A 22,155-nucleotide genomic window follows, 5' to 3' on the forward strand; every position below is an offset into this window, starting at 1 on the left:
CAGAGAGTGCCATCGCCTGCTGGTGAAACCAGCCGAATTTTACTAGATGGTAATTTTCAGCGCTTTGCCCGTTTGCAAAATCGCCCGATATACCCTCGGTCCGGCTCGGTAGAAAAGTTAGGTATCTGCTTAAAAAGCGCCCTTCATCATTTCATTTTGCTGTGGAGAAGCAGGCAAATCACTAAATTCACCAATACATTTTCTCCGGCTGCTAGAATCAGCGCGTTAGAAAAACGTGAAGTATTACATATACATTTCGGACGCCCAGGTAGATGTGCTTTTTTCACAGCTGCGGGGAGCTCTCAAGAAGAGGGTGACGGTCGGGTCCAAGATCGATACGAATCTCTTTGGCGCGTGGGAATCCGCTGAGACCAAAACTGAAGAGAGCCGTATAGCGCGACTCGAAACCGTACTCGAATACATTCGCGGATCTGGGGAGGTAGGCACGGTAGATGAGCCAAATGAATATTTTGAAGGCTCATTAGAGATGAAATGGAGTGACTGTATTCTTGATCGATCCTTTCTGGCATATTTTGGGGCGGAGACAAAGCAAACGATCCTCGGTTTAGGTGGTCCCGTCCGTAACCTGATAGGAAATACGACGGGGGCCGCGTTCCCTATGAGCGTCTCGACGCCAGCTGTGCTTCATTTCTTGTCGGTCTACCTTGATACGCAGAAGAATGATTTGGCCCACACCTCGGTTATGGATGCACCAGAAGAGTTGAGATATTCGACGCGGCATGCTTTGCGGTCCATCTATGGTCCGAATCAGCAGCTTGAGTTCTTTGCTAGACGGCTGGCCTACTGGCCTGCCAAGACAAAACCGCCAGGTGAATCCGATTTCCCCAATGTCCTCGTTGGAACACCGCTTTACGTGGCTATGGCAACCGATAGAACCAGCTTTTTCTAATCACCGCAAATACTGATGGAGGTCGCCGCCTACGATCTCGTGAGACTTTTCAGCCAGTGGGTTCCACCAGCCGTGGCTGGTGAAAACTCGATACTCATGAGAGCGGCATGATTTTTTTGGGATGGAAAATGGTCAGCCGTTCCCGGCGAATCGCTTATAGAGCCTTCTGACGCGGCGTTATTTTGGACGTTGTCTCACATCTGAGTTTTCAATACCCACAGGTCGCCCGTTCAATAAGCGATGTTCTCATCCGCAATCTTGGCAGTGTGAATGAACCAAGGATTTTCCTCTCCCCGAGTTAATTTCCCCATCGGCGCCGGAAACCGCTACTATGTTCCAAAGTTTTCGAGGCGGTCGTGAGACGCGACGGGGAAGACAAGATGAGATTATTGATTTGCGCAATCTGCCTGGTTGTTTTGTCCACAGTTGCAGCGCCTTCAACCGCGCAGGATTCTGCCCAAGCCCAAGAGCAGACTGCCTGGACGGTATTGAACACTGGCCTTAAGGACAACAGCACTGACGTGCGCGCAATAGCGGCCCACGTACTTGGCGAGCTCAACGGCAATGCAAAGGCCAAAGATGCCGCAATTTCTGCCTTGAAGAACGACAAGCAGGCCGTGGTGCGAGCCGCTGCGGCTCAATCACTTGGAGAGATGGGAGCGAAAGACGCAATTGCGGACTTACACGCGACCTTTCAGGACACGGACCCGTTGGTTATCATCGCCGCCGCACACTCGCTCATCGAGCTGGGTGACAACTCGGGATACAACGTGTATTACGCAGTCCTTACCGGAGGGCAGAAGACCGGCCAAAGCCTGACCGAGCAGCAGAAGAAAATGCTCAAAGATCCAAAGAAGATGGCGGCTCTCGGCGTACAGGCGGGCATCGGGTTTATACCATTCGGCGGCCTTGCCATGGGCGGATATAAATTGCTCACCCGCGACGATACCTCACCGGTGCTGGCTGCGGCAGCTCTGATGCTGGCCAAAGACCCTGATCCAAAGAGCGGAAAAGCGCTGGCCGAGGCATCGGCCAACAAGGACAAATGGCTCGTCCGCGCCGCCGCATTCGATGCAATTGCCAGGCGCGGAGATCCGGCATTGCTGGACGCGGCTGAGGCCGGCCTCCAGGACGACAAGGACCAGGTAAAGATTTCAGCTGCTGCAGCGGTAATTCGCCTGCACGACATTCAGATGCAGCCGAAGCCCGAACCCCAAAAACCCGCTTCCAAAAAGCCGAAGAAATAGCCCCAATCTCGTTTTTGCCGGAGACTTCTCCACGGGAATTGTGGCTTGGGATCGTCTATATGTAGACACATTTCGGAGAAGAAACAGGCGCCGCGCAATGATATGCGTGTGAACTCATGTGGGCGCAGGCGATGATTCATCCCTTGACTCGGCGCTTCTCCCGAGCGCCCGATGGCCTGAAGGGTTCTGTGGACAGCGCGGGGTACCCGTCAACCACATTCAAGGAGAGGTGTACACTCGCTGCATTACCCAAGCGCGGCAAGTTCAGGTAATTAATTGCTCACATAGGGGGTTCGACGATGCAGGTTTCTGATGACCACCTTCGGGGAAGAACAGTAATTGCGGCTGACGGGCAAGCGATCGGCGAAGTTGCTGCTCTGTTTATTGACACCTCCACGTGGATTATCGCCGCGCTCCAGATCAAATTGAATAAGTCGGCCGCTGAGCAGATCGGTGCTGCCCGGGGCCTGCTCCGCGCTGCTACGCTCGAGTTACCTGTACGACTGGTCCAGTCAGTAGCGGACGCTGTCCTCCTGTCCGTTCCGACGCTAGAACTGCGGCAGACTTTTCCGGACACCGACGACCAGCACGAGGAAAAGTCTTAACTCCTGAAGTGGTCCGCAGCCTTCCCTGAGAGTTGTTGATCGGAGATCCTAAGCTGGCCCCCGGGAGCACGCAGTCGCCCCTCCTGATTCCGCTCGTAGACTTCTCTTTGCGATCTCTTGTGTCTAGAGTTGCAAGCCTGCCATAGCCGGAAGGCGTCCGATCCAGAACATGAACAATAGTTATAATATGGCATCCGCGCGGCCACTTTTGTTTGGAATGCGTAAGACATATCGATGGAAAGTAGGCTGTCGCCCCGTTGTTGCCTAAATGATCGCAGGATCGGGTTAGCGGTCACAACGGATACTGCTAACTCAGACAAAGATAAGCGTGTCATAACGCTAGAGTTGTGATTGGTCGCAAACGATTCAAATATCTCGCGAGCAGCGGGAATCGATGAGACAGGTTCTAGTGGAGGAAACGATGTTTGATGTTGAGGGCAGAACGCTCATAAAGCGGATACCGCAACAGGAGCGCAGTCAAGCCCGCTTCGAAACAGTGTTGAAAGCCGCTCTTCATCTTTTCGCGGCGCGCGGATATGAAAGTACCTCCATGCGAGAAATCGCGCGCGAAGCAGGGATGCCGATCGCCACTGTCTACCAATATTTCCCGATGAAACTGGCTATCGTGCGCGAGATGTGGACCCGCTATACCTCAACGATTACGGAGACTCTCACAAAGGAGATTCACAAATTTCTGGACAACAGCACGGATGATTCGAGCCACCTGAATCACGTCATTATTGACAAGATGGCTGACCTCCAAGCGTCCAATCCCGCGTTCATCGAGATATGGAGCTGCGTAACTGCATCGATGGAGCTGCGCGCACTCAACGTGGAAGACACTCTTCATAATGCACGTAGCATTGCGGATGCTCTGCGGCTGAGGCACCCTGAATGCGATGCGAGCGCCCTCTTCGATCGCGCCTTGATCGCGATCGAAGCTGCCAGCGCTACCACCAGGCTTGCTCTTACTCTTCCAGAGCCGCACCGTGCTCGTGTCCTTCGTTCGCTGACGACCGCACTCTCGGTGCTTCTCGACCCGAAGACTCTGGAGGCCAGCAAAGTTTTGTCACCAGAGAAGAAAAGACCTCGCGGAGACGGCGGCCGCAACGCCCGCACGAATGGGAAGGCTCGCCCTGCAAAGAAACGGGCAAAGCACTTGTGACCTCCATAGCTTGCAAGGTTATGTCAAAGAAGCCGGCACCCGCGGACGTTCTGCCTCGTGCAGACTGACCGCATAATAAAGCCCGAGAGCCACCAGGTTAAACGCGAGGACTACGATGCCTACAGACGGCGCACCAAATACATCGTTCAAATTCGCCGACAAACCGGGTCCCAGCCCATTGCCGAGTGTTACCAGGCTTGTCCCAGCGGCAACTACGCGTCCAGTCCGATCAAGGCTGGCGGCCAAACCCAGTTGGCAGATAACCGAGGACAGGTTCGTGATCGATTGCAAAACATTGGCCGCGACAAATATCCAGTGGACCGTAATCACACTGATAAGAAGAATTGAGATGGCATTCAACGCGATCAAAACGAACAATGAATAGAACCTTCCCAGCCGACCACTTATCCAGGCGGATGCCACAGCGCCGAGTAGCAGCAGGAGAGTGGCGACGGAGAGCAGAATCCCAATCGCGTGGCTACTAAAGCCGGCGCGCGCGCCGAAGGTTTCCTCCAAACTCCAGAATGCGCCCTGCCCTAGCTGTGTGAGAAAGATCGCTGCGACCACGAACACAGCGGTTGAATTAAATGACGACTTTAATTGTTGCTGACCAGAGTCCGGTCTGCTGGATACTGACGGCAGGCGCCTCAATAGGTAGGTGCCGCTCATGGCGACCAGCAAAAGGCAGAGATATGGACCGCGGTATCCAAGCCTGTCAACCATATAAGGCAACACCGCAAGCCAGATTGCAGCGTTCACGATCGAAGCAATCGTCACAATGGCAATCAGCTTTTCCCGCTCAACTCCTCGCGACAAGACACTCGTTGCTTCGGCTCCCACAATACCTGCGCCTATTCCGGCAGCGAGGCGTGTTGCAAAAAGCATTGGCACCGCAGGAGAGACAAGCGTAACCGCTGTGCCCGCAATCGCGAGAGCGCCACCGAACAATGCCCGGTGTCTGCCGCCCCAGCGTCTGAAGGAATGGCCGTGGAAGAATGCGGTCAAATATATGGTTGTGAACGCCGAAACGGCCAACTCCATGCTTAATAACAATCCAGAGGCCCTGTCGGACAAGCCTGCCTTAGCCTGGAGAGTACTCATCAAGGCGGGCATGAGGAAAAGACTTGTCGTGGCAATCAGCTGCGACCCGATCGCAGGCAGCACGATCATTCGGTCCCGCCTACTTGGCAAGATGTTTCTCAACATGACTCCATGCAAGGTTTTGTAAGGCGGGATAACGCACCTATAACATGACTAGTGATCATGTATTAGAAGATGGCGGATGAGACGCTGTCAATCGAAACGATTCAAAGCTTTCCTCCCTTTAACTAGTTCGCCGGAAGGGTGCGTGTCAATAGGGATCGAGCATTGACAAACATGACTATTGCTCATATTCTTGCTTGAGAAGCCGAGGATTCGCAAAGCTTGCAGGATTGGGTTCAGAATTGGGTGGACCAGCGGTCTTATCAAACAGACCCACGCCGAAGTCTACGTGCGCCAGGAGAGGCCGTGGCGACAAAACGCCATAAACGATTTGTACTTGCGGTTGACCTGGGGACGTCTGCGTGCAAATGCGCATTGGTGTCGCTCGAAGGGGCTGTCCATAAATGGAGTTCTCGCTCCATCCCCCTGCATATTGTCGATGGAATTGGGGCGGAGCAGGCGCCCGAAGACTGGTGGAACGCCTTTGTCAGCGCAGCTCGCGAGCTGATTGCCACACTGCCTGAGGTCCAGGGAGAAATTGCAGCTATTTGCTGTTCCTGTCAGGGCGAATGTACGGTTCCGGTTGATAAGAACGGCCTGCCGCTCCATCGTGCCATGTTGTGGTTTGACATGCGCGGACGTGACGCGATCCGCCGAAGAGCCGCGGGCCGGATCTTCTCGGTGGCCGGCTATGATCCGATCAAGCTGTTTCGCTGGATCAGGCGCTCAGGCGGTGCGCCGTCGCTCTCAGGGAAAGATTCACTGGGGCATATGGCCTTCATCCAGAACTCCTGGCCAGAGATTTATGGCCGGACGCATAAATTTCTAAATGCGCTCGACTATATGAACTTGCGACTTACAGGCAGGTTCGTTGCTACCGCGGATTCCATTCTGACTTCCTGGGTCACTGACAATCGCAATGTCGACCGTATCCGCTACGACCGGAAGCTGGTCGCACAGTCGGGCATTGCGATGGATAAGCTTCCGGATATTGTCTCTTGCACGGAAGTGCTCGGCCCATTGTGCGATGCGGCTGCAAGGGAACTGGGGCTGCCGCAAAATACGCCCGTGGTAGCTGGCGCAGTGGATAATTCTGCTGCTGCGATTGGATCCGGCGCGGTTCGCGACGGAGAAGCGCACCTTTATATCGGTACGTCTTCATGGATTGGCATGCACGTTCCTTTCAAGAAGACAGACCCGTTTGCGCAGATCGCATCTGTACCGTGCGCGGTCAAGGGTCGGTACCTGGCGGTTGCTCTCCAGTCATCGGCTGGTTCTAACTTGTCTTTCCTCTGCGACAAGATACTTTTCCATGAAGACGGGCTCGGCGTTGAACGGCCAGAGAATGCTTATTCCGCGATAGACCGAATGGCCGCGAGTGCGCCAGCGGGCGCCCGCGGCTTGCTTTATGCTCCCTGGCTTTGTGGAGAACGCAGCCCGGTTGATGACCCTACCTTGCGAGCAGGTCTCTTGAACATGTCACTTCAGCACTCGCGCGAAGACGTAGTCCGGGCATTCCTTGAGGGTGTTGCCTTCAACACGCGTTGGATGGCGGTTCCATTAAATCGCTTTCTAGGGAAGGCGCTCGATCAAATCACGATGGTTGGCGGGGGAGCGACTTCCGACGTCTGGTGCCAGATCTTCGCCGATGTCTTAGGCATTCCGGTTCGACAGCCAGAAGCTCCTATTCAGGCAAACGCTATCGGCGCAGCACTGATTGCCGGCGTGGGAATCGGAGCCCTTTCCTACGACGACATACCGGGCCTGATTCGCATCCGCCGCACCTACTTGCCCGACGCGGAAAGGCAAGCCCTGTACAAGGAAAGCTTCGAGACTTTCAAATTTGCCTACCGGCGCCTGGCGCCCTTTTATCGCCGATTGAATTCAGAGAAGAGAGCCCATCCATGACTTTCGAACAAGCGCGCCACGAGGTTGTTTCGACCTGTCTGTTGTTGGCAGACAAAGGATACCTGGCTGGGACAGGCGGGAACGTTGCCTGCCGAATCGATGACGCCCATTTCGCCATTACTCCCTCGGCCACGGATTATTACGCAATGCTTCCGGAAGACATTTGCGTGCTCCGTTTAGACAATCTGCGTCAGGTTGCAGGAGCTCGTCGGCCCTCTGTCGAACTTAGACTGCATGCCAATATCCTGCGCGCGCGGCACGATTGCGACGCCAGCATTCACACGCATCAGCCGATTGCCAGCGCCTATACCTTGCTGGGTCGTGATCTCAGAATTGAAGAACCGCATCGCCGGACCCTTCTTGGGCCGAAGGCTGTGCTTGTCGGCTATGCGCCTTCTGGTACGAGTTGGCTGGCTTCGAAACTCGGCAAGACACTTCGGCCCGAGATCCATGCCTATCTCATGCGCAACCATGGCGTTGTATGCTGCGGCGCGACGCTCGGCGAGGTTGTAGCTAGAGTGGAAGCGCTGGAGGCGGAGTGTACGAATTTCTTTCGCGACGTAATCAACAGCCGAATGAGCCGGAGTCTCGAGCCAAATTTGTCCGCAGTCCTCAGACAGTTGGACGGCGCCGCGGAAACAGAGTTCGCGCAATGAATCTCACTGCCGACCCGATGACATTCGCCAACAGTAGCGCTGCGTCCTCTTCTTATGGCATTTCGGAATGGCCAGATACCAACGCCTTATACGAGCGTCTTGCGGCACTGTTGCGTCAGCCGATTCGCCCGATTCGCCGGGAAAATATGGAGGGTGTCCTCAGGTATTTCTCGGAACGATGCACTCTTTCGCAGCGGCTCTCCGAGAACGCATCGCGAGTTATTCCAGGCGGTATTCAACATAACCTTGCGTTCAACTATCCGTTTCCGCTGGCTGTGTCCGAAGCAAACGGAGCATATCTCACCGACGTAGATGGTAACCGCTATATTGATTTCCTGAAGGCAGGGGGACCGACCCTACTTGGTTCGAATGACGCAAGAGTCCGGCAGCAGGTCCAGGAGTTGCTGGAATCCTGCGGCCCGGTAACCGGCCTCCTGCACGAATATGAAATCAAGCTGGCCGAACTGGTATGTCAGGCGCTGCCGTCGATTGAGATGTTCAGGATGCTGGGCTCGGGAACGGAAGCTGTGATGGCGGCGCTTCGTCTGGCCCGTGCGTACACAGGACGGAAGCGGGTGATCAAGATCGGGGGCGCGTATCACGGCTGGAGCGATCAGATGGTCTATGGCATGCGGATTCCAGGTACTGGCCGTCGCGAGGCCATGGGCATACCGCGATCATCCACGGCTTACATCCAGGAGCGATTTCCGAATGATCTGGATCGACTGCGTCGAACGCTGCAACTGAATCGGCTTCGCGGGGGGACTGCGGCCATCATCGTAGAGCCGTTGGGTCCGGAGAGCGGTACCCGACCTGTCACGCGCGACTTCAATTATCAGCTGCAGGGTCTCTGCCGGGAATTCGGCGCGCTGCTGATCTTCGATGAGGTTGTCACTGGATTTCGGGTTGGCATGGGAGGCGCACAAGGCTATTTCGGAGTGAATCCGGACATTACCGTATTAGGTAAATGCCTGACCGGCGGTTATCCGATGGCGGGCGGCATCGGTGGCAGGCGCGATGTGATGATGCTGCTGGCCGGCGGTATCGGAACGGCGTCGAAGCGCGCCTTTGTGGGAGGGACGCTTTCGGCTAATCCTCTCTCGTGCGCTGCGGGTTATTTTGCCATTCAAGAAATGCAGCGGACCAACGCTGCAGTGAATGCCGGGCGTGCAGGTGATCGGTTGCGACGAGGGCTTGAGGAAATCATCACGCGTCTGGAGCTGCCGTATGTTGCCTACAACATGGGTTCGATTGTTCATCTCCAGACCTCGGGCGTGATGCTGATGAGCATGCGCAATCCACTTAAGGTAATGAAAGAGGCAGGGCCACGCAGACACATGATGGAAGAGATGGGAGCGGCGTTCAGCGCGCATGGGATCGTGACTTTGGCGGGTAGTCGCATCTATACCGGGCTGGCTGACACGGACGCGGTCATCGACGATGCGCTGAACCGCTTCGAAGATGTGCTGAAACTCGTTTAGGGGTAATCGCAATGCAGACACAACTCGAAGAGCAATTGGTGGAGGGCTGCCGCCGTCTTGCCCGCAAAGAATTCCTGAATAATTCGGCAGACAGCTTCTCCCTGCGAATACCCGGACAGGCACAGATGATGCTGATATCCGGTAGCGAGGACTGGCGTCAGGCGGAGCCCGCCGATATTCGTGTTATTCACTTTTCCGCGAAAGACGACTTGAGCATGCTCCACGCATGGATCTATCAGGAACGCAGCGATGTGGGCGCAATTGCGATCACATGTCCGAAATGGGTGCGACTGCTTGCCAATTCTGGTAGCCCTCTGCCGCCGATCTTCGATGAGCAGGTGAGACATATCGGTTCATCCGGCTTCCTGAAGAGCGATGAACCCATGCGCGAAGAATGTGTCAGGCAAATGTTCCGGCGCGGAGGCAATGCCGTGCTCTTCGGCGAGCGCCTGCTGTGCCTGGGTATGACTTGCGATCGCGTACTCTTCAATACAGAGCTTTACGAAAAATGTGCGCAGGCATATGTGATAGCGCGAGTATGTAAAGGACGAATCAGCCATATTCCGTTCTGGGTGCGCATGATTGCGAATCGACGCTTATTAAAGGACGAGGCTACTGCAGCGGCAAGTTATCGTGATGGCCGCGTTCCTCAAGAAATAACTGCATACTGAGTGCGGACTGCGATAAGGCGGCACTCCGTTACATAAGATAATCGACGCTCATATGTAATTATCCTCTGGAGTGGGCCTTCAAAATGAGTGCCTGCTTCTTATCAACGCAAGATAAGTTACTTTTTGGTATTACTACTGCCTAGGTGCCGCGTGGTTCAAACCCCAAGATCATTTGCCGACCCCAAAAAAATTATTCAAACTTTAATTTTGACTTGTAATACGAGCAATGCTCATATACCTTAAACAAGTTTAAGGGGTGAGCTTTTGCAGTACCGGTTTTGGCGTTTCCTTCCACTGATTCTGTTCTTGGCTACGATTGAAGTGACCGCGCAATCGGTCCAGTCCACAATTCTTGGCACGGTCAAAGATCAAGGCGGCGCGCTCGTCGTTGCTGCGCAAGTCGTCATCATCGATGCGGACACGGGACGTTCGGCAAACTATGCCAGCGACAACAGCGGCGATTTTCAGGCGCCAGATCTGTCTCCGGGCAGATATGAGGTACGGGTATCCAAGGCTGGCTTCCAGAGCAAATTAATCTCTGACTTAACGCTGGCAGCGCGACAGCAGTTGCGCGTCGACGTAACTCTGGCTGTTGGAGCAGCGCAGCAGGAAGTCACGGTAGATGCAGGTACCGTCGGAGCCATCGAGACGGAAACCCCCTCGATTGCATCTACGCTGAACACGCAGAGTGTCATGAGTCTGCCATCGAACTATCGCGCCAGCGGAAGCACCAGCCCGCTTAATATGGTTCAGGCACTTCCCGGTGTGCAATCCGATAATGGCCTCAATTTTTCGGTGCAGGGAGGACAGCCATTCCAGACGGAAACCTCTGTTGATGGCATTTCTACGCAGAACGTGACGAGCAACACGCCACTCTCGGACGCATTTCCGTCGACCGAGTCCATCGCGGAGATGCGAGTTGACGGCGTTAGCAATAATGCCGAGTTCGGGCAGGCGGGCGAGATCACCACTGTGACCAAGGGCGGAACCAATCAGCTGCATGGGTCACTTTTCTGGTATCACCAGAACCGTGCATTTGATGCAGTCGCGTATGGCACGCCTGTCGATCCTGCGACGGGAAAAGTCGAGAGGCCGGAGAAGATCGGCAATGACTTTGGTGCGAGTGCTGGTGGTCCTCTGGATATCCCGAACCTGTACAGCGGGCACGACAAGACTTTCTTTTTCGGAGACTATGAGGGATTTCATTTTCCCAAGCAGTCGACGATCCAGGATCTGGTCCCGACGCAGTCTATGCTGGCAGGAGATTTCAGCCAGGAGATTCCGTTTGATCCATCCAATCCATCAACGTGGCTCTTCAATCCTTCGAACGGCGGGATTTATCAAAACAACGTCGTAACGCCGGTCAATGCTTCGGCTCAGCCGTTCCTGAGTCTCTTTCCCGCACCGAATGTCAGCAACTATCAGACGGTTACTGAAGCGGAAGCCGGCTTGGGTTATAACTACGCCGCGAATCGGGACAGCAGTTACCAATCGAACCAATTCGACGCTCGCATCGACCACCGGTTTAGCCAGAAACTTCAGGGCTTTGCGAGATACACATTTAAGAACATCACGAGTCTGGCTCCGCAGGACCTGAACATACCCTCGGTTACTGATTTCGACGACTATCGGATTCTGGCCAGCTCTCTTGTCTATAGCTTTACGCCGAACCTGCTTAACGAGTTTCGCTTCGGATTTACCGACGAGAGAAACGGGATGCGGAACCAACTCAATGGTGGGCCATACACGGCGGCGGCTGGATTTCAGCCGGTTGGTCCGAACTATCCGGTGAATGGCATGGCGGCCATCTATTTCCCCAACCTCACGATGGTGAAGGCCGGCAATCTGAATAATACGTCGCAAAGTCATCTGTTCCAATATGCGGACAATCTAACCTGGACCAAGGGAACACATACGACAAAATATGGGTTTGATATCCGTACGATGCAGTCGATCACTACGCTCGGGAGTTACGGGCTCAATAATGTCTCGGTGTTTGCTTTTACCGGCCAAGTTACCGGTGCGTTGCTTGCGAATAGCGGTGCAGCGCAGTTTGCGGACTATCTCTCCGGAGCCCCTGTAGAGACGCAGTATTACACGCTGATTCCCGAGAACGATGGCAGATCGATCTACTACGGCGGCTTCGCGCAGGACCAGTGGAATGTCAGGCCGAATCTGACGGTGTCCTATGGTTTGCGCTATGAGTACCATCCGGCGTATCACGACGCAAATGGAGCGATCGGAAACTTTGATCCCGGTACTCCCGGCACCGGCTCGATCATCTATCCTGCCGGCCACCAGAATCTTCTCGACCCGTCTTTTCTTGCCACTTTCGACGGTTGCGGATACGGCCCGTCGAGCACTCCCTATGCGCAATGCACGCCTGTGCTCTCCAACAGCGAGGCTCATCTGCCGAGCAGTTTGCGCCATTCGCAAAAAGATCGTCTCCTTCCGCGCTTTGGACTTGCATGGCGTCCCTTCAATGATGACAAAACCGCGGTACGCGCCGGCTTCGGCGTTTACAACACAACATTGCTGGGCAGCATCTTCTTTGCGATGACCGACTCGTTGCAGGCTGCGACGCTCAGCTTTCAAAATTCGATGACGCCGAATGGTCTGGCGTACATGTGGCCGCAGACAAGCCCGGGCACTGGATTGAGTACTCCGGTTTACGGCTCTTCAAGTTTCAACACGGCCGACAAAATCGACTGGAAAGACCCCTATTCCATGCAGTGGAACGTGTCCATCGACCGCCAATTTCAGGGCAATATTGGTACGCGCATTTCCTACATTGCGATGAAGACGGACGATCTGGTATGGACTCCAGACTTGAATGCCATGTCCTATTCGAGTACCACCCCGACCCTGCAGCGTCCGCTTACGGATCGTCCCTTTCCGAATTGGGGCGCTATAAACTCCCATCTTCCCGGTGCGCAGGCAAACTACGAATCGCTGCAAACGGAGGCGAACCACCGAACCCGGAGCGGCTTTACTTTCGATTCAGCCTACACATGGGCCAAGAATCTAGCAGATAACGTGGGTACGGGCGCTTCAGGCTTCCAGTCGGAAAATGGCGGCAATTCCAGTCAGTCAACGTATCTGTACAATCGCAAAATCGACTACGGCGATGTAAATGGAACACGCCGTCACCGCTGGATCAACACTGGCGTATATGAGCTCCCCGTCGGCCGCGGTCGCAAGTTCGCCGCAGACGCGAACCGTTTTGAGGATGCGATGGTTGGCGGATGGCAATTGAGCAGCATCTTTCTCTGGCAGACGGGGCCTTACCTCACCCCCTACATTCCCGGGAGTGACGCCGATCCTTCGGGTACAGGGTCAGGCATTCTGTACGGAAGCGATCAACGTCCTGACATTGTAGGCAAGGTTCGTCCTGCTCATCAGAACAGGAATCAGTGGGTCAATCCTCAGGCTTTCGCTTGCCCAAGCAACAGTGGCTATACCGCCAGCTCTTATGCCGGTAATGCCTGTGGTGTCGGCGTGACCTCGAATCCCATCGGGCGTTTCGGCAATGCAAGTATCGGAGATATCGAGGGACCGGGAACGGCGAATTGGTCTGCTGGCGCAAATAAAAGAATTGCGATTACTGAGAGGGTCCAATTGCGCTCGGAAGTCACGTTCACGAATGTGTTGAACCACACGAATCTGAGCGATCCTCTACTCGACATCACGAATCCAAATTTCGGCAAGATCACTTCAGCGCGCGGGTCGGACTTTGGCGGCAACCGCACTGGCCAGATCTCAATGCGGCTTGAATTTTAACTGGCATTTTTGAAGGATTACTATGCTCACTCGCCCTCGTCTACAGAACTTACAGCTGCTTCCAGGAAAAATGGTTCGCCTCGCTTGTGGCGTGCTGACCCTCATCGCCTTGCCTCTTGCGAGCTATGCGCAGTCTACTTCGAAGCCAATTCCCAGCATTGAGAAGCAGGGGGAACACTTCCGGCTTCTCGTGGACGGCAGTCCTTATCTGATGCTCGGGGGGCAGCTTCACAACTCCGACACTTCAAATGCCGACGATCTCAACAAGGCACTCGATGTCCTTGCGGGCTGGCATGCCAATACGGCCGAGGTCCCCATCTATTGGGAAGCGATCGAGCCGAAACAAGGGCAGTTCGACTTTAGCTCCGTTGATCTTGCTATCCAGGCGGCGCGTAAGCGCGAGCTGCACCTTGTTTTCTTATGGTTCGGCACCTGGAAGAACGGCGAAAGCCACTACGTGCCCGAATGGGTGAAGCGCGATAAGCAGAAGTTCACCCGAGTACAGGGGTCACGAGGCGAGGAGACGGAGATCATTTCTCCGCTTTGCCGTGCTGCCATGGAAGCTGACACGCATGCATTCTCAGCTCTCATGCAACACATAAAGAGCGTCGACGAGGCACAGCGCACCGTCCTGATGATGCAGGTAGAAAACGAGCCTGGACTCTTTGGAACCGATCGCGACTACTCCGAAGCCTCTAACCATCTTTTCGATGGACCGGTGCCAAAGGAGTTGCTCAGCTTCCTCGAGAGCCATCGCCAGCAACTTTCAGCGGCCATGGCTGCTGTATGGAATCAATCGCCAAAGTCGGGTAGCTGGAAACAGGTCTTCGGAGAACTCGCGCCGGAAGCATTCAGCGGATGGCTTGTGTCGAATTACGTCAATACCGTCGCAACTGCCGGTAAGCATGAGTACCCGCTGCCCATGTACGTGAATGTCTGGCTGATCGAAGGCGTCGAGCGCCCCGGCAGATGGCCGAGCGGTGGCGCAACGGTGAATGTGCTCGACATTTGGAAAGCAGCAGCGCCCGGCATTGACATTCTCGCGCCGGACATCTACTACCCCAAGTTCTACGATGTTGCAGCGCAATACACTCGTCCTGACAATCCGCTCCTCGTGCCGGAGACGAACTTCAATCCATACTTTGTTGCCTTTGCCTACACCACTTTTGGTCATTTCAATGGAATCGGATTCAGCCCCTTTGGGATTGACGACGTGCAGAAGGGAGGAGCCCCAGCAGCAATTGGCTCGCTATTTGAGGATGCGTACGGCGTCCTCCGCCCCATGCTCCCGCTTATCGCCCGTTACCAATACACCGGCAAGCTCCACCCCATCCTGCAGGGACTGGCAAATGGCGAGGACTGGAAAGAGTCCATCCGCGTTGGGGATCGGCTGGCTGCGAATATCGATTTCACCGCTACGTTCGATCCCGCGAAAGGCAGGGCCTGCGGCATGATCATCGAACTCGCGCCAGACGACTTCGTCGTGATGGGCACGGGTTTCGATGTCACATTCCGCGAAATGGAAGGGCCGCTGCGCGACGCCCAGCTCATCTCCATTGAAGAGGGCACATTTCAAGGCGACCATTGGATGCCGTCCCGCCGCCTCAACGGCGACGAAAGACACGTGTCGTTGCCTGACAAGTCCACAATATTGCGAGTACGAGTTGCGCGATAGCGCAGCGTGGAATTCTTGAATCTAAATAGAAGTGGGCCCGGTTATTGTGAACAAGGTGCGAGTGTTGGTCGCTGACGATCATGAAGGAATTCTGACAAGGGTACGAAAGGTACTGGATCGAGAATTTGACATAGTTGGTGTTGTCAACAACGGACGGGATGCCCTTGCGGAGATGCGGCGTCTCGATCCTGAGGTACTGGTAATCGACATCTCTATGCCTATTCTTGACGGATTGCGTGCAGTATCCCTGTTGGGCGACAATCGTCGAGCCAAAGTGGTGTTCTTGACGCTTTATAACGACCGCGCTTTCGTTGCAGCCGCATTCTCCGCCGGTGCGTCTGCCTACGTCCTTAAGTCGGACCTTGCGGCGGACCTCGCTCCTGCTATACGCGCTGCGCTGCAGGGGCACAGATACGTTTCACGGTCTATAGCGTCAATGAATAGCAGCGAGGCGCCATAGTCAAAGGAAATTCCGTGGGAAACCAGGAGAATACCGTTCCCATTCAGCCGGCGCTTCGAGAGGTCTTCGACCATCAGCAACGTGCGTTTCGCCAATATGGTCCTCTTGGATACGCGAAGCGGATGGAAGCTCTGGATACGCTACTGCAGACCGTTTTCAAGTACGAAGACATTCTGCTAGAGGCAGTGAACATAGACTTCGGTCAGCGCTCAGCCTCAGAGACTCGGATCCTCGAAATTTTTCCCGTGGTGGATGAAATCCGGTTTGTGAAGCGCAATCTCCATCGCTGGATGCAGATGCGCACCGTCTCGGTCAACTGGCAGTTCCTGCCCAGTCGCGGAAAGATCGTTTATCAACCTCTCGGTGTCGTAGGCGTCATCGGGGCATGGAACTATCCAGTTCTACTAACCCTGTCTCCGCTCGTGAACGCGCTCGCTGCCGGCAATCATGTCATGATCAAGCCGTCTGAACTGGCGCCGTCGACCGCCACCGCCATACAGCAGATGGTTAGCGAAGCCTTTCCTGAGGAGTACGTCTCAGTCATCACAGGAGACAAGAACGTAGCTCAGATCTTCGCTACGTTGCCCTTCGATCACATCCTCTACACCGGCTCAGACCGCGTCGGTAGGCTCGTTATGAAAGCGGCAGCGGAAAATCTTACGCCTGTCACACTCGAATTGGGCGGGAAGTCGCCTGCTCTGGTGCATGAGTCGTACTCCACAGCAATTGCCGCTGATCGAATATGCTCGGCAAAATTCTGGAATGCCGGACAGACTTGCGTGGCTCCTGACTACGCACTTGTGTCTTCCAGCAAAGTGGACGAATTTGTTCGCGACTGCCAGAAGGTAATCTCCAGGCGGTTTCCGCGCCCCAGCTGTAACGGCGACTACACCCACATGATTAGCCCAGCTGCCTGGCGTCGCATGCGGGACCTGGTGGATGATGCCGAATGTGCGGGTGCGCAGATCGTCCGGCCTGGTTCGGCGAATGAGACCTTCACAGCTGAGAATCGCGTCTATCCTCCCACGCTGGTTCTTGGAGCCGAAGGCTCGATGCGGGTGATGCAAGAGGAGATCTTCGGGCCAATTCTTCCCATCGTGACCTATTCGTCATTTGACGAAGCGATCGCATTTATCAACACTCGCCCCCGCCCTCTTGCGCTCTACTATTTCGACCGTGACAGTCCCCGAATCAAGAAAGTTTTGGAGCAAACAGTATCAGGTGGCGTGACGATCAATGACTGCATTTTCCACCTGCCCCAGCACACGCTTCCTTTTGGAGGAGTCGGTCCGAGTGGCATGGGCGCATATCACGGCTTCGACGGGTTTGCGACATTTTCAAAAAAGAAGGGTGTTTTGCTCCAAAACACCCTCGTCGGATCAATCCTCTCGCGAGCATTTAAGCCGCCGTATACCTCGCGGTCGGATCGGATGATTGCATTCCTGCTCAAACGGAACAAACTACGTTCCACCCCAAGGTTCACATTGGCGAGGAAGAAACAAGGGCATTCATAACACTCATGCAATTTGCGCACTCCCGCTCATATATCAGCTTGTTGGAAGTAGTGATTTCAAACTCGGTTATACAGAAGATGTGGGAGTGGTAATCTTTCGATAAACTACAGCCCTTGATCGAATACAGAGAGGAACGTCCTTCCTTCTTTTCAGACTACGGCGCAGTCTCACTCTAAGCAGAATGCCGGAGGAAGATGTTCTTGGTAGACGATGGTAAATATGGATCGACGCACTTTTCTGCAGAGCGCCGCAGCCGCGGCGCTTACCGTAACGGCAGCTCAGCCGGCAACGGCGTTTGCGACAACGACACAGAAGATGATCGGTATTCAGGTGGGAGCTGTCTCCTTTGCCGATGAGGGAACGGAGAAAGTGTTGGATGAGCTTCAGCAGGATGCTTTGATCAATACGCTTTTTCTGGCGACCTTCACCTACGGGCGCGGCATCGTCGGTCGACAGCTATCCGGTCAACCGCTGCCCGACCACGGCAAACAAGAATACGACACGAGCACATTCTACGGTGGAAATTACGCCACGATTCATCCGCAGTTCTACAGGAACACCACCTTCAAGGGCACCCGCGCACCCGATCTTGGCGATTACGATGTGCTCGAAGCGATCCTGCCGTCCACCAGAAAACGCGGCATCAAAACCATATGCTGGTTTGAAGATGCGTTCCGCGAGGATATTCCAGGCATCGACCAACTACAGGAGAAGGATTTATTGGGCAAGCCGGCAACAACGCTTTGCTTTAACAATCCGAATTACCGAAACTTTCTCCTGGGCATCGTGGAAGATTGGGCCCGCTCCTATGACATCGACGGTATTATGTGGTGCTCGGAGCGCCAGGGTGCATTTTCCGAGGCACTCGGTGCGAGCCAGGAAGGGGGAGCGTCGAACCCCCGCCAGGTGTGCTGCTTTTGCAATTACTGTAAGGCAAAGGCGAGACAACGCGGCATCAGTCCTGAGCGTGCTGAAGAAGCGTTTCTCGAATTGGCGAAGTTCGTGGATTCAGGCCGTAAAGGGCAACGACCAGTCGACGGTTACTATGTCGAGCTTTGGGCTTATGTTGCGCTACCCCGAACTTCTCGCATGGGAAATGCTTTGGACGGACAGTCTTCGCGAGACCTATGCGGCCATCTATAAGCACGTCAAGGATGTGAATCCATCTCTGGGTGTGGGATGGCATATTTGTTCAACCAATTCTTTTAATCCGATTTATCGCGCGGAGCAGGATCTGGCTGCGATAGCGCCAGTATCCGACTTTTTGAAGATCGTGATGTATCACAACTGCGCTGGCGAACGAATGGCGGGTTACATTGACAGTGTGCATCAGACACTTTACGGGGACGTGCCAAAGCAGCAACTGCTGGAATTCCATTACCGCGTGTTGGGTTACCAGGAAAAGAGTCTGGCTGAGATCCCATTCGCCGGTCTGTCGGCGGATTACGTATATCGTGAGACCAAACGTTCACGCGCGGGGCTTAAGGGAGCCAAGACCCAGTTGTGGCCAGGCATTGACATCGACATTCCAACAGAACCCGGTCATAGCAAGTGCACGCCTGACGGCACCAGGGATGCGGTTGTTGCGGCTTTCCGCGGCGGGGCCGACGGGGTCATTCTCTCAAGGAAGTATTCCGAGATGAAATTAGCCAATCTAAGGGGCGCTCGCCTGGCGTTGCATGATCTGGGTCTGGCCTGAAAGATGACTTGAGAAAAAATTCATAACTGCTATGGTTTCAATTCCACCGAGCCCATGTCGTACCACCCGCCCGTCTGTCGCCCTCGAATTGCCAACGCGATGGCAGGCTTACTAGTCCTTGGGTCTAGCAGGGCCACAAGAAAACGATAGGTACCAGCCGGCAAATCGGGGGATATTCGAAGTGATTGGTCTACAACTGCGTCTCCGGGGAGCCACTTTGTGACATCTGCGGGAACTTGCAGGACAATCTTGTCGTTGTCAGACTCTAATTCCACGGCCAGCCGATATTCCTTATAGATAGGAGCAACTCCGGCGTTCAGCCACCACATGTGAATCGGCATCTCCGTACCGACTGTGACCTTAGCCGGATATTCGAGACGCCGAAGAATAAACCGGTATCCCATGTGTCTCTCAAAGTCTTCAAACCGGTCTTTCCATTCGGAGGGGAGCGGAGACGATTTCACATTGAGGGAGCTGATGTGCCAGCGCAGCGCCTGGTCCAGGATATAGGTCACGTCAAATCCATCTCTCTTCCAACTCGATGGTGTGCCACAGGTTCTAGTGATACTGGAGCATGCTGCCAAACATCCTGAATGCCGGCTCGAACCACCTGTTGTGGATATACATCCAGCATCTCCGGAGACGGTGCACGCATGTCCCCGAGGCAATCCAACCGCCAGCCGGTGCCGTGCTGCGTTCCGTAGGCCAGCGCTTCGGGCTCATCAAAGTTCATCAACAATGTTGTCTTGTGAAAGCTCTTGAGCCAGATATCGATGAGCGGTCGTTGGGCAGAGAAGTCGGGCATATAGTTACTCCAGCCCTCTCCCCAATAGCCAACAGAAGATATATCGACGCTGTCGAGGGTAGCGTTGCCATCGTATCGGCGTCCGGCTTCGGCGACTAACTCGCCCCAGAATTTGAGATACAACGGATCGCTAAAGTCCGTTTGCCAGATATCTCCGTCCTTATCAGTCGACTTATTGGCCCGCCGTGCCCCTGAGTTACGGTACCAGTCGGGAAGGGGATCACGGTCCGAGTACGGCATCAACCGAATGGCCAACGTCTGATGGTGTTCTCGCGCTTCCTCAAGAGCTAAGTCGATAATGTCCCAGCGGAATTTGCCATGTTCCGGTTCGAGGGTACTCCAGTACCATCGCAGGTAGGCAATCGACGTATCCGGGAAGTTGGGCTTGCTGGACGTGTCGGGCAGCTTCGTAACAGGACCGCGTTCTGACCAGACGAAAGGACCGTTTAGCTCGTGGCCGTTGAACCGCTGAAATGTCGTAATGCCCATCCCGGGATTGACAAGCACATCGTTGATTTCAACCGGGCGGACAATGACGGTGTCATTTTGAGCGTATCCCTGAATCGTTACAGCGAAGAGGAGCAAGGCGCACAAACCAATATGTTGGTTCATAAGAACTCGTTTTAGGGATGTGACGGAGGACAGCCATATTCTTCGTGGTTGCCCGTAGAAGTGTGAAGGCGTAATTCAGAGAAAACGCTCGTTAAGTAACCGAGATGTTGAGCAATCGAGCAGCATTCTGGTTATAAATCTTACGCAAAATCGAATCGGGCAGATCTACTCCGGATATTCGCCAGCGCCCCTGAGGAGGTATCGGCGCTGGAGCGTAATCGAAGTATTCATCATCTGTTTCCAGGAAGCGAAAGTAGATTTCGTACAGGCTGTCATTGAAAACCTGCTGTGGGAATTTTTCTCCTTGTGGAGTCGCATCCGTCCCAAAGAGGATGCGGTCCTGGTACTTGTCGAAGAACTTACGCGTGGCCCGCGGCTGCCGCCCGAGCTCATTGAGACGAGCCGCGATGTCCACGTTCATGTTTGGGTAGCGATCGAGGTTTTCCGCAACGTTCGCCAGGTCCTCCGCGAGGTTTCCGACGTGCAACGCAACGAAGTTAGTCCTGGGATGCCGTGCAAAGACTCGATTTCGTGCTTGCAGTAGTTCGTCATTCGATGGGAACCTGGGCCCCGCGAAGGACCAATCAGGATGATTGCTGAGTTCCTCATAACGCTCATTGAATCGGTCTGTAGGCCTGAAGAATGCCAGCGGATCGGACACATGGATCGCAACCGGCATCTGCAGGCCGACACATGTCTCCCACATCGGATCAAAGCGAGGGTCATCCACCTTGACCAGGTTGCCTGTGGTGGTTTGCTCACTCAAATACAGGCCGAGTGTCTTCAAAATCTTCAGGCCACAAGCACCTGCTTGATGCGCGCTAAGAATGGCATCCGCCTGCAACTGAGCGTAATTCGGCTCTTGAAAGAGGTTATAGGATGGTTCGGTGAAGGTATAAAAGCGTGTCGGGAAGCTCTTGTCGTATTGAGAGACTGCGCCTTGCAGCCCGGCGCCGAAACCGCCGGTGAGGTTGGTTAAAGCAAGAATATTCTTGCGTTCCATTACGGCGAGCATCTCTTTCGGCGGACCGGCGATAACCCGTTCCGCTCCGAGGGCGACACCATTGACTGTGTGAGCGGAATGGGTAAGATGCGTGTGGAAATCGATGACAGGGTATCTGGCTCTCGCCACGTGCGTTTCCTGCAGGCGGAGCATGCTTGCCGGTTCGTAGTTCGCTAACGCAAGGGGCTCATTCTCGCCCTCCTTTTGCGCCTTATCTACCCGCGAATCGCCGGCAAATTCACTGCCCCACAGCCTTCCCAAACCTCCAGACAAGATGCTCATGCCGGTGGCGGACAATACCTTTCGACGGCTGATCCAGGTCATTCCATTCATCCTTTCTCTACCTCGCTGGGGTTGCATGTGGGACGCGTTCCCACCAATCGCCTCTGCGATATCCACCAGGAAATCCCTTGAGAGGGAAAGCGTGTGCTCGCGATCGCAACAGTTATTCACTTGGACAAACAATTGCCTCTGTCTCAGGAAGCAGGAATAAGAAACTCGCTTGAGCATTCGTCCCAGAAGGTTTCGATTGGTTCCAATTATGGGATCGTGCGTAATATATGACAATGAACCGAAGGATGCAAACGGAAAGTGGGGACAATTCTCACTGCGGTGGAGCAAGCCAAAGCGGATGTGGGGGTTACAAATGCTTTCACAGCGTGCGCCGAAATTGGCCTGGGCTCTGTAGGAAGAGAGGCATTCCTCTGATCGTGTTCGTGTGCCTTCGAATGGATAGCTCTCGATAACAACAAACTCCGACT

18 protein-coding genes are annotated in these 22,155 nt (G+C 54.5%); 14 read left to right on the plus strand and 4 right to left on the minus strand.

The annotated features are described in order from the left end of the window. The first annotated feature begins 235 nt into the window (after nucleotides 1-235). The 4 genes from GSQ86_RS05670 to GSQ86_RS05685 all read left to right on the plus strand — a co-directional run bounded on the left by GSQ86_RS05670 (nucleotide 236) and on the right by GSQ86_RS05685 (nucleotide 3,927). Nucleotides 236-910: an SAVMC3_10250 family protein gene (locus tag GSQ86_RS05670; protein ID WP_158748996.1), complete on the plus strand. Its 675-nt coding sequence runs from the start codon at nucleotides 236-238 to the stop codon at nucleotides 908-910. A 380-nt stretch (nucleotides 911-1,290) separates the two neighbouring features. Continuing rightward, nucleotides 1,291-2,157 carry a HEAT repeat domain-containing protein gene (locus GSQ86_RS05675; protein WP_158748997.1) on the plus strand — a complete coding sequence of 289 codons (867 nt, stop codon included), beginning with the start codon at nucleotides 1,291-1,293 and terminating at the stop codon, nucleotides 2,155-2,157. Between the two features lie 299 nt (nucleotides 2,158-2,456). Further along, nucleotides 2,457-2,762 carry a PRC-barrel domain-containing protein gene (locus GSQ86_RS05680; RefSeq protein ID WP_158748998.1) on the plus strand — a complete coding sequence of 102 codons (306 nt, stop codon included), beginning with the start codon at nucleotides 2,457-2,459 and terminating at the stop codon, nucleotides 2,760-2,762. 421 nt (nucleotides 2,763-3,183) lie between these two features. Next, nucleotides 3,184-3,927: a TetR/AcrR family transcriptional regulator gene (locus tag GSQ86_RS05685; protein WP_158748999.1), complete on the plus strand. Its 744-nt coding sequence runs from the start codon at nucleotides 3,184-3,186 to the stop codon at nucleotides 3,925-3,927. Nucleotides 3,928-3,945: 18 nt separating this feature from the next. On the opposite strand, the gene GSQ86_RS05690 is transcribed toward GSQ86_RS05685, so the two are convergent. Beyond that, nucleotides 3,946-5,118, minus strand: coding sequence for an MFS transporter (locus tag GSQ86_RS05690; RefSeq protein ID WP_216841023.1), 1,173 nt, complete (start codon nucleotides 5,116-5,118; stop codon nucleotides 3,946-3,948). A 318-nt stretch (nucleotides 5,119-5,436) separates the two neighbouring features. Between GSQ86_RS05690 and GSQ86_RS05695 the strand changes: the two genes are divergently transcribed. The 10 genes from GSQ86_RS05695 to GSQ86_RS23320 all read left to right on the plus strand — a co-directional run bounded on the left by GSQ86_RS05695 (nucleotide 5,437) and on the right by GSQ86_RS23320 (nucleotide 18,974). Further along, nucleotides 5,437-7,038 carry an FGGY-family carbohydrate kinase gene (locus GSQ86_RS05695; RefSeq protein ID WP_158749001.1) on the plus strand — a complete coding sequence of 534 codons (1,602 nt, stop codon included), beginning with the start codon at nucleotides 5,437-5,439 and terminating at the stop codon, nucleotides 7,036-7,038. Next, the gene (locus GSQ86_RS05700; protein ID WP_158749002.1) at nucleotides 7,035-7,694 is read left to right on the plus strand and encodes a class II aldolase/adducin family protein; all 660 of its coding nucleotides are present in this window, start codon (nucleotides 7,035-7,037) and stop codon (nucleotides 7,692-7,694) included. The genes GSQ86_RS05695 and GSQ86_RS05700 overlap by 4 nt, the downstream gene beginning before the upstream one ends. After that, nucleotides 7,691-9,175: an aspartate aminotransferase family protein gene (locus GSQ86_RS05705; protein WP_158749003.1), complete on the plus strand. Its 1,485-nt coding sequence runs from the start codon at nucleotides 7,691-7,693 to the stop codon at nucleotides 9,173-9,175. Before GSQ86_RS05700 ends, GSQ86_RS05705 begins: the two co-directional genes overlap by 4 nt. A gap of 11 nt (nucleotides 9,176-9,186) precedes the next feature. Beyond that, nucleotides 9,187-9,846 carry a class II aldolase/adducin family protein gene (locus GSQ86_RS05710; RefSeq protein WP_158749004.1) on the plus strand — a complete coding sequence of 220 codons (660 nt, stop codon included), beginning with the start codon at nucleotides 9,187-9,189 and terminating at the stop codon, nucleotides 9,844-9,846. Nucleotides 9,847-10,152: 306 nt separating this feature from the next. Next, nucleotides 10,153-13,626, plus strand: a complete 3,474-nt coding sequence (locus GSQ86_RS05715) for a TonB-dependent receptor (RefSeq protein WP_216841024.1) — start codon at nucleotides 10,153-10,155, stop codon at nucleotides 13,624-13,626. Nucleotides 13,627-13,648: 22 nt separating this feature from the next. Then, nucleotides 13,649-15,301 carry a DUF5597 domain-containing protein gene (locus GSQ86_RS05720; RefSeq protein ID WP_216841025.1) on the plus strand — a complete coding sequence of 551 codons (1,653 nt, stop codon included), beginning with the start codon at nucleotides 13,649-13,651 and terminating at the stop codon, nucleotides 15,299-15,301. Between the two features lie 46 nt (nucleotides 15,302-15,347). Continuing rightward, nucleotides 15,348-15,761 (plus strand): response regulator transcription factor, encoded by a 414-nt coding sequence (locus tag GSQ86_RS05725; RefSeq protein WP_158749006.1) that lies wholly within the window; start codon nucleotides 15,348-15,350, stop codon nucleotides 15,759-15,761. Nucleotides 15,762-15,775: 14 nt separating this feature from the next. Continuing rightward, nucleotides 15,776-17,275 (plus strand): coniferyl aldehyde dehydrogenase, encoded by a 1,500-nt coding sequence (locus GSQ86_RS05730; RefSeq protein WP_158749007.1) that lies wholly within the window; start codon nucleotides 15,776-15,778, stop codon nucleotides 17,273-17,275. 219 nt (nucleotides 17,276-17,494) lie between these two features. Beyond that, complete coding sequence (locus GSQ86_RS23315; RefSeq protein WP_254062166.1) at nucleotides 17,495-18,418, plus strand: family 10 glycosylhydrolase; 924 nt, start codon at nucleotides 17,495-17,497, stop codon at nucleotides 18,416-18,418. Continuing rightward, complete coding sequence (locus tag GSQ86_RS23320) at nucleotides 18,372-18,974, plus strand: hypothetical protein (protein ID WP_254062167.1); 603 nt, start codon at nucleotides 18,372-18,374, stop codon at nucleotides 18,972-18,974. The genes GSQ86_RS23315 and GSQ86_RS23320 overlap by 47 nt, the downstream gene beginning before the upstream one ends. Nucleotides 18,975-19,003: 29 nt before the next feature. Here the strand turns inward: GSQ86_RS23320 and GSQ86_RS22940 are convergent, their stop codons facing one another. From GSQ86_RS22940 to GSQ86_RS05745, 3 genes are all read right to left on the minus strand, one after another. Beyond that, nucleotides 19,004-19,489 carry a DUF4832 domain-containing protein gene (locus tag GSQ86_RS22940; RefSeq protein WP_216841026.1) on the minus strand — a complete coding sequence of 162 codons (486 nt, stop codon included), beginning with the start codon at nucleotides 19,487-19,489 and terminating at the stop codon, nucleotides 19,004-19,006. Beyond that, a complete protein-coding gene (locus GSQ86_RS05740; protein ID WP_216841027.1) occupies nucleotides 19,486-20,391 on the minus strand; it encodes a hypothetical protein in 906 nt (301 codons plus the stop codon). The genes GSQ86_RS22940 and GSQ86_RS05740 overlap by 4 nt, the downstream gene beginning before the upstream one ends. A 91-nt stretch (nucleotides 20,392-20,482) precedes the next feature. After that, a complete protein-coding gene (locus GSQ86_RS05745) occupies nucleotides 20,483-21,718 on the minus strand; it encodes an amidohydrolase family protein (RefSeq protein ID WP_216841028.1) in 1,236 nt (411 codons plus the stop codon). Between the last annotated feature and the right edge of the window lie 437 nt (nucleotides 21,719-22,155).

The sequence above is a fragment of the Acidobacterium sp. S8 genome, from assembly GCF_009765985.1.
Taxonomy (GTDB): Bacteria; Acidobacteriota; Terriglobia; order Terriglobales; family Acidobacteriaceae; genus Alloacidobacterium.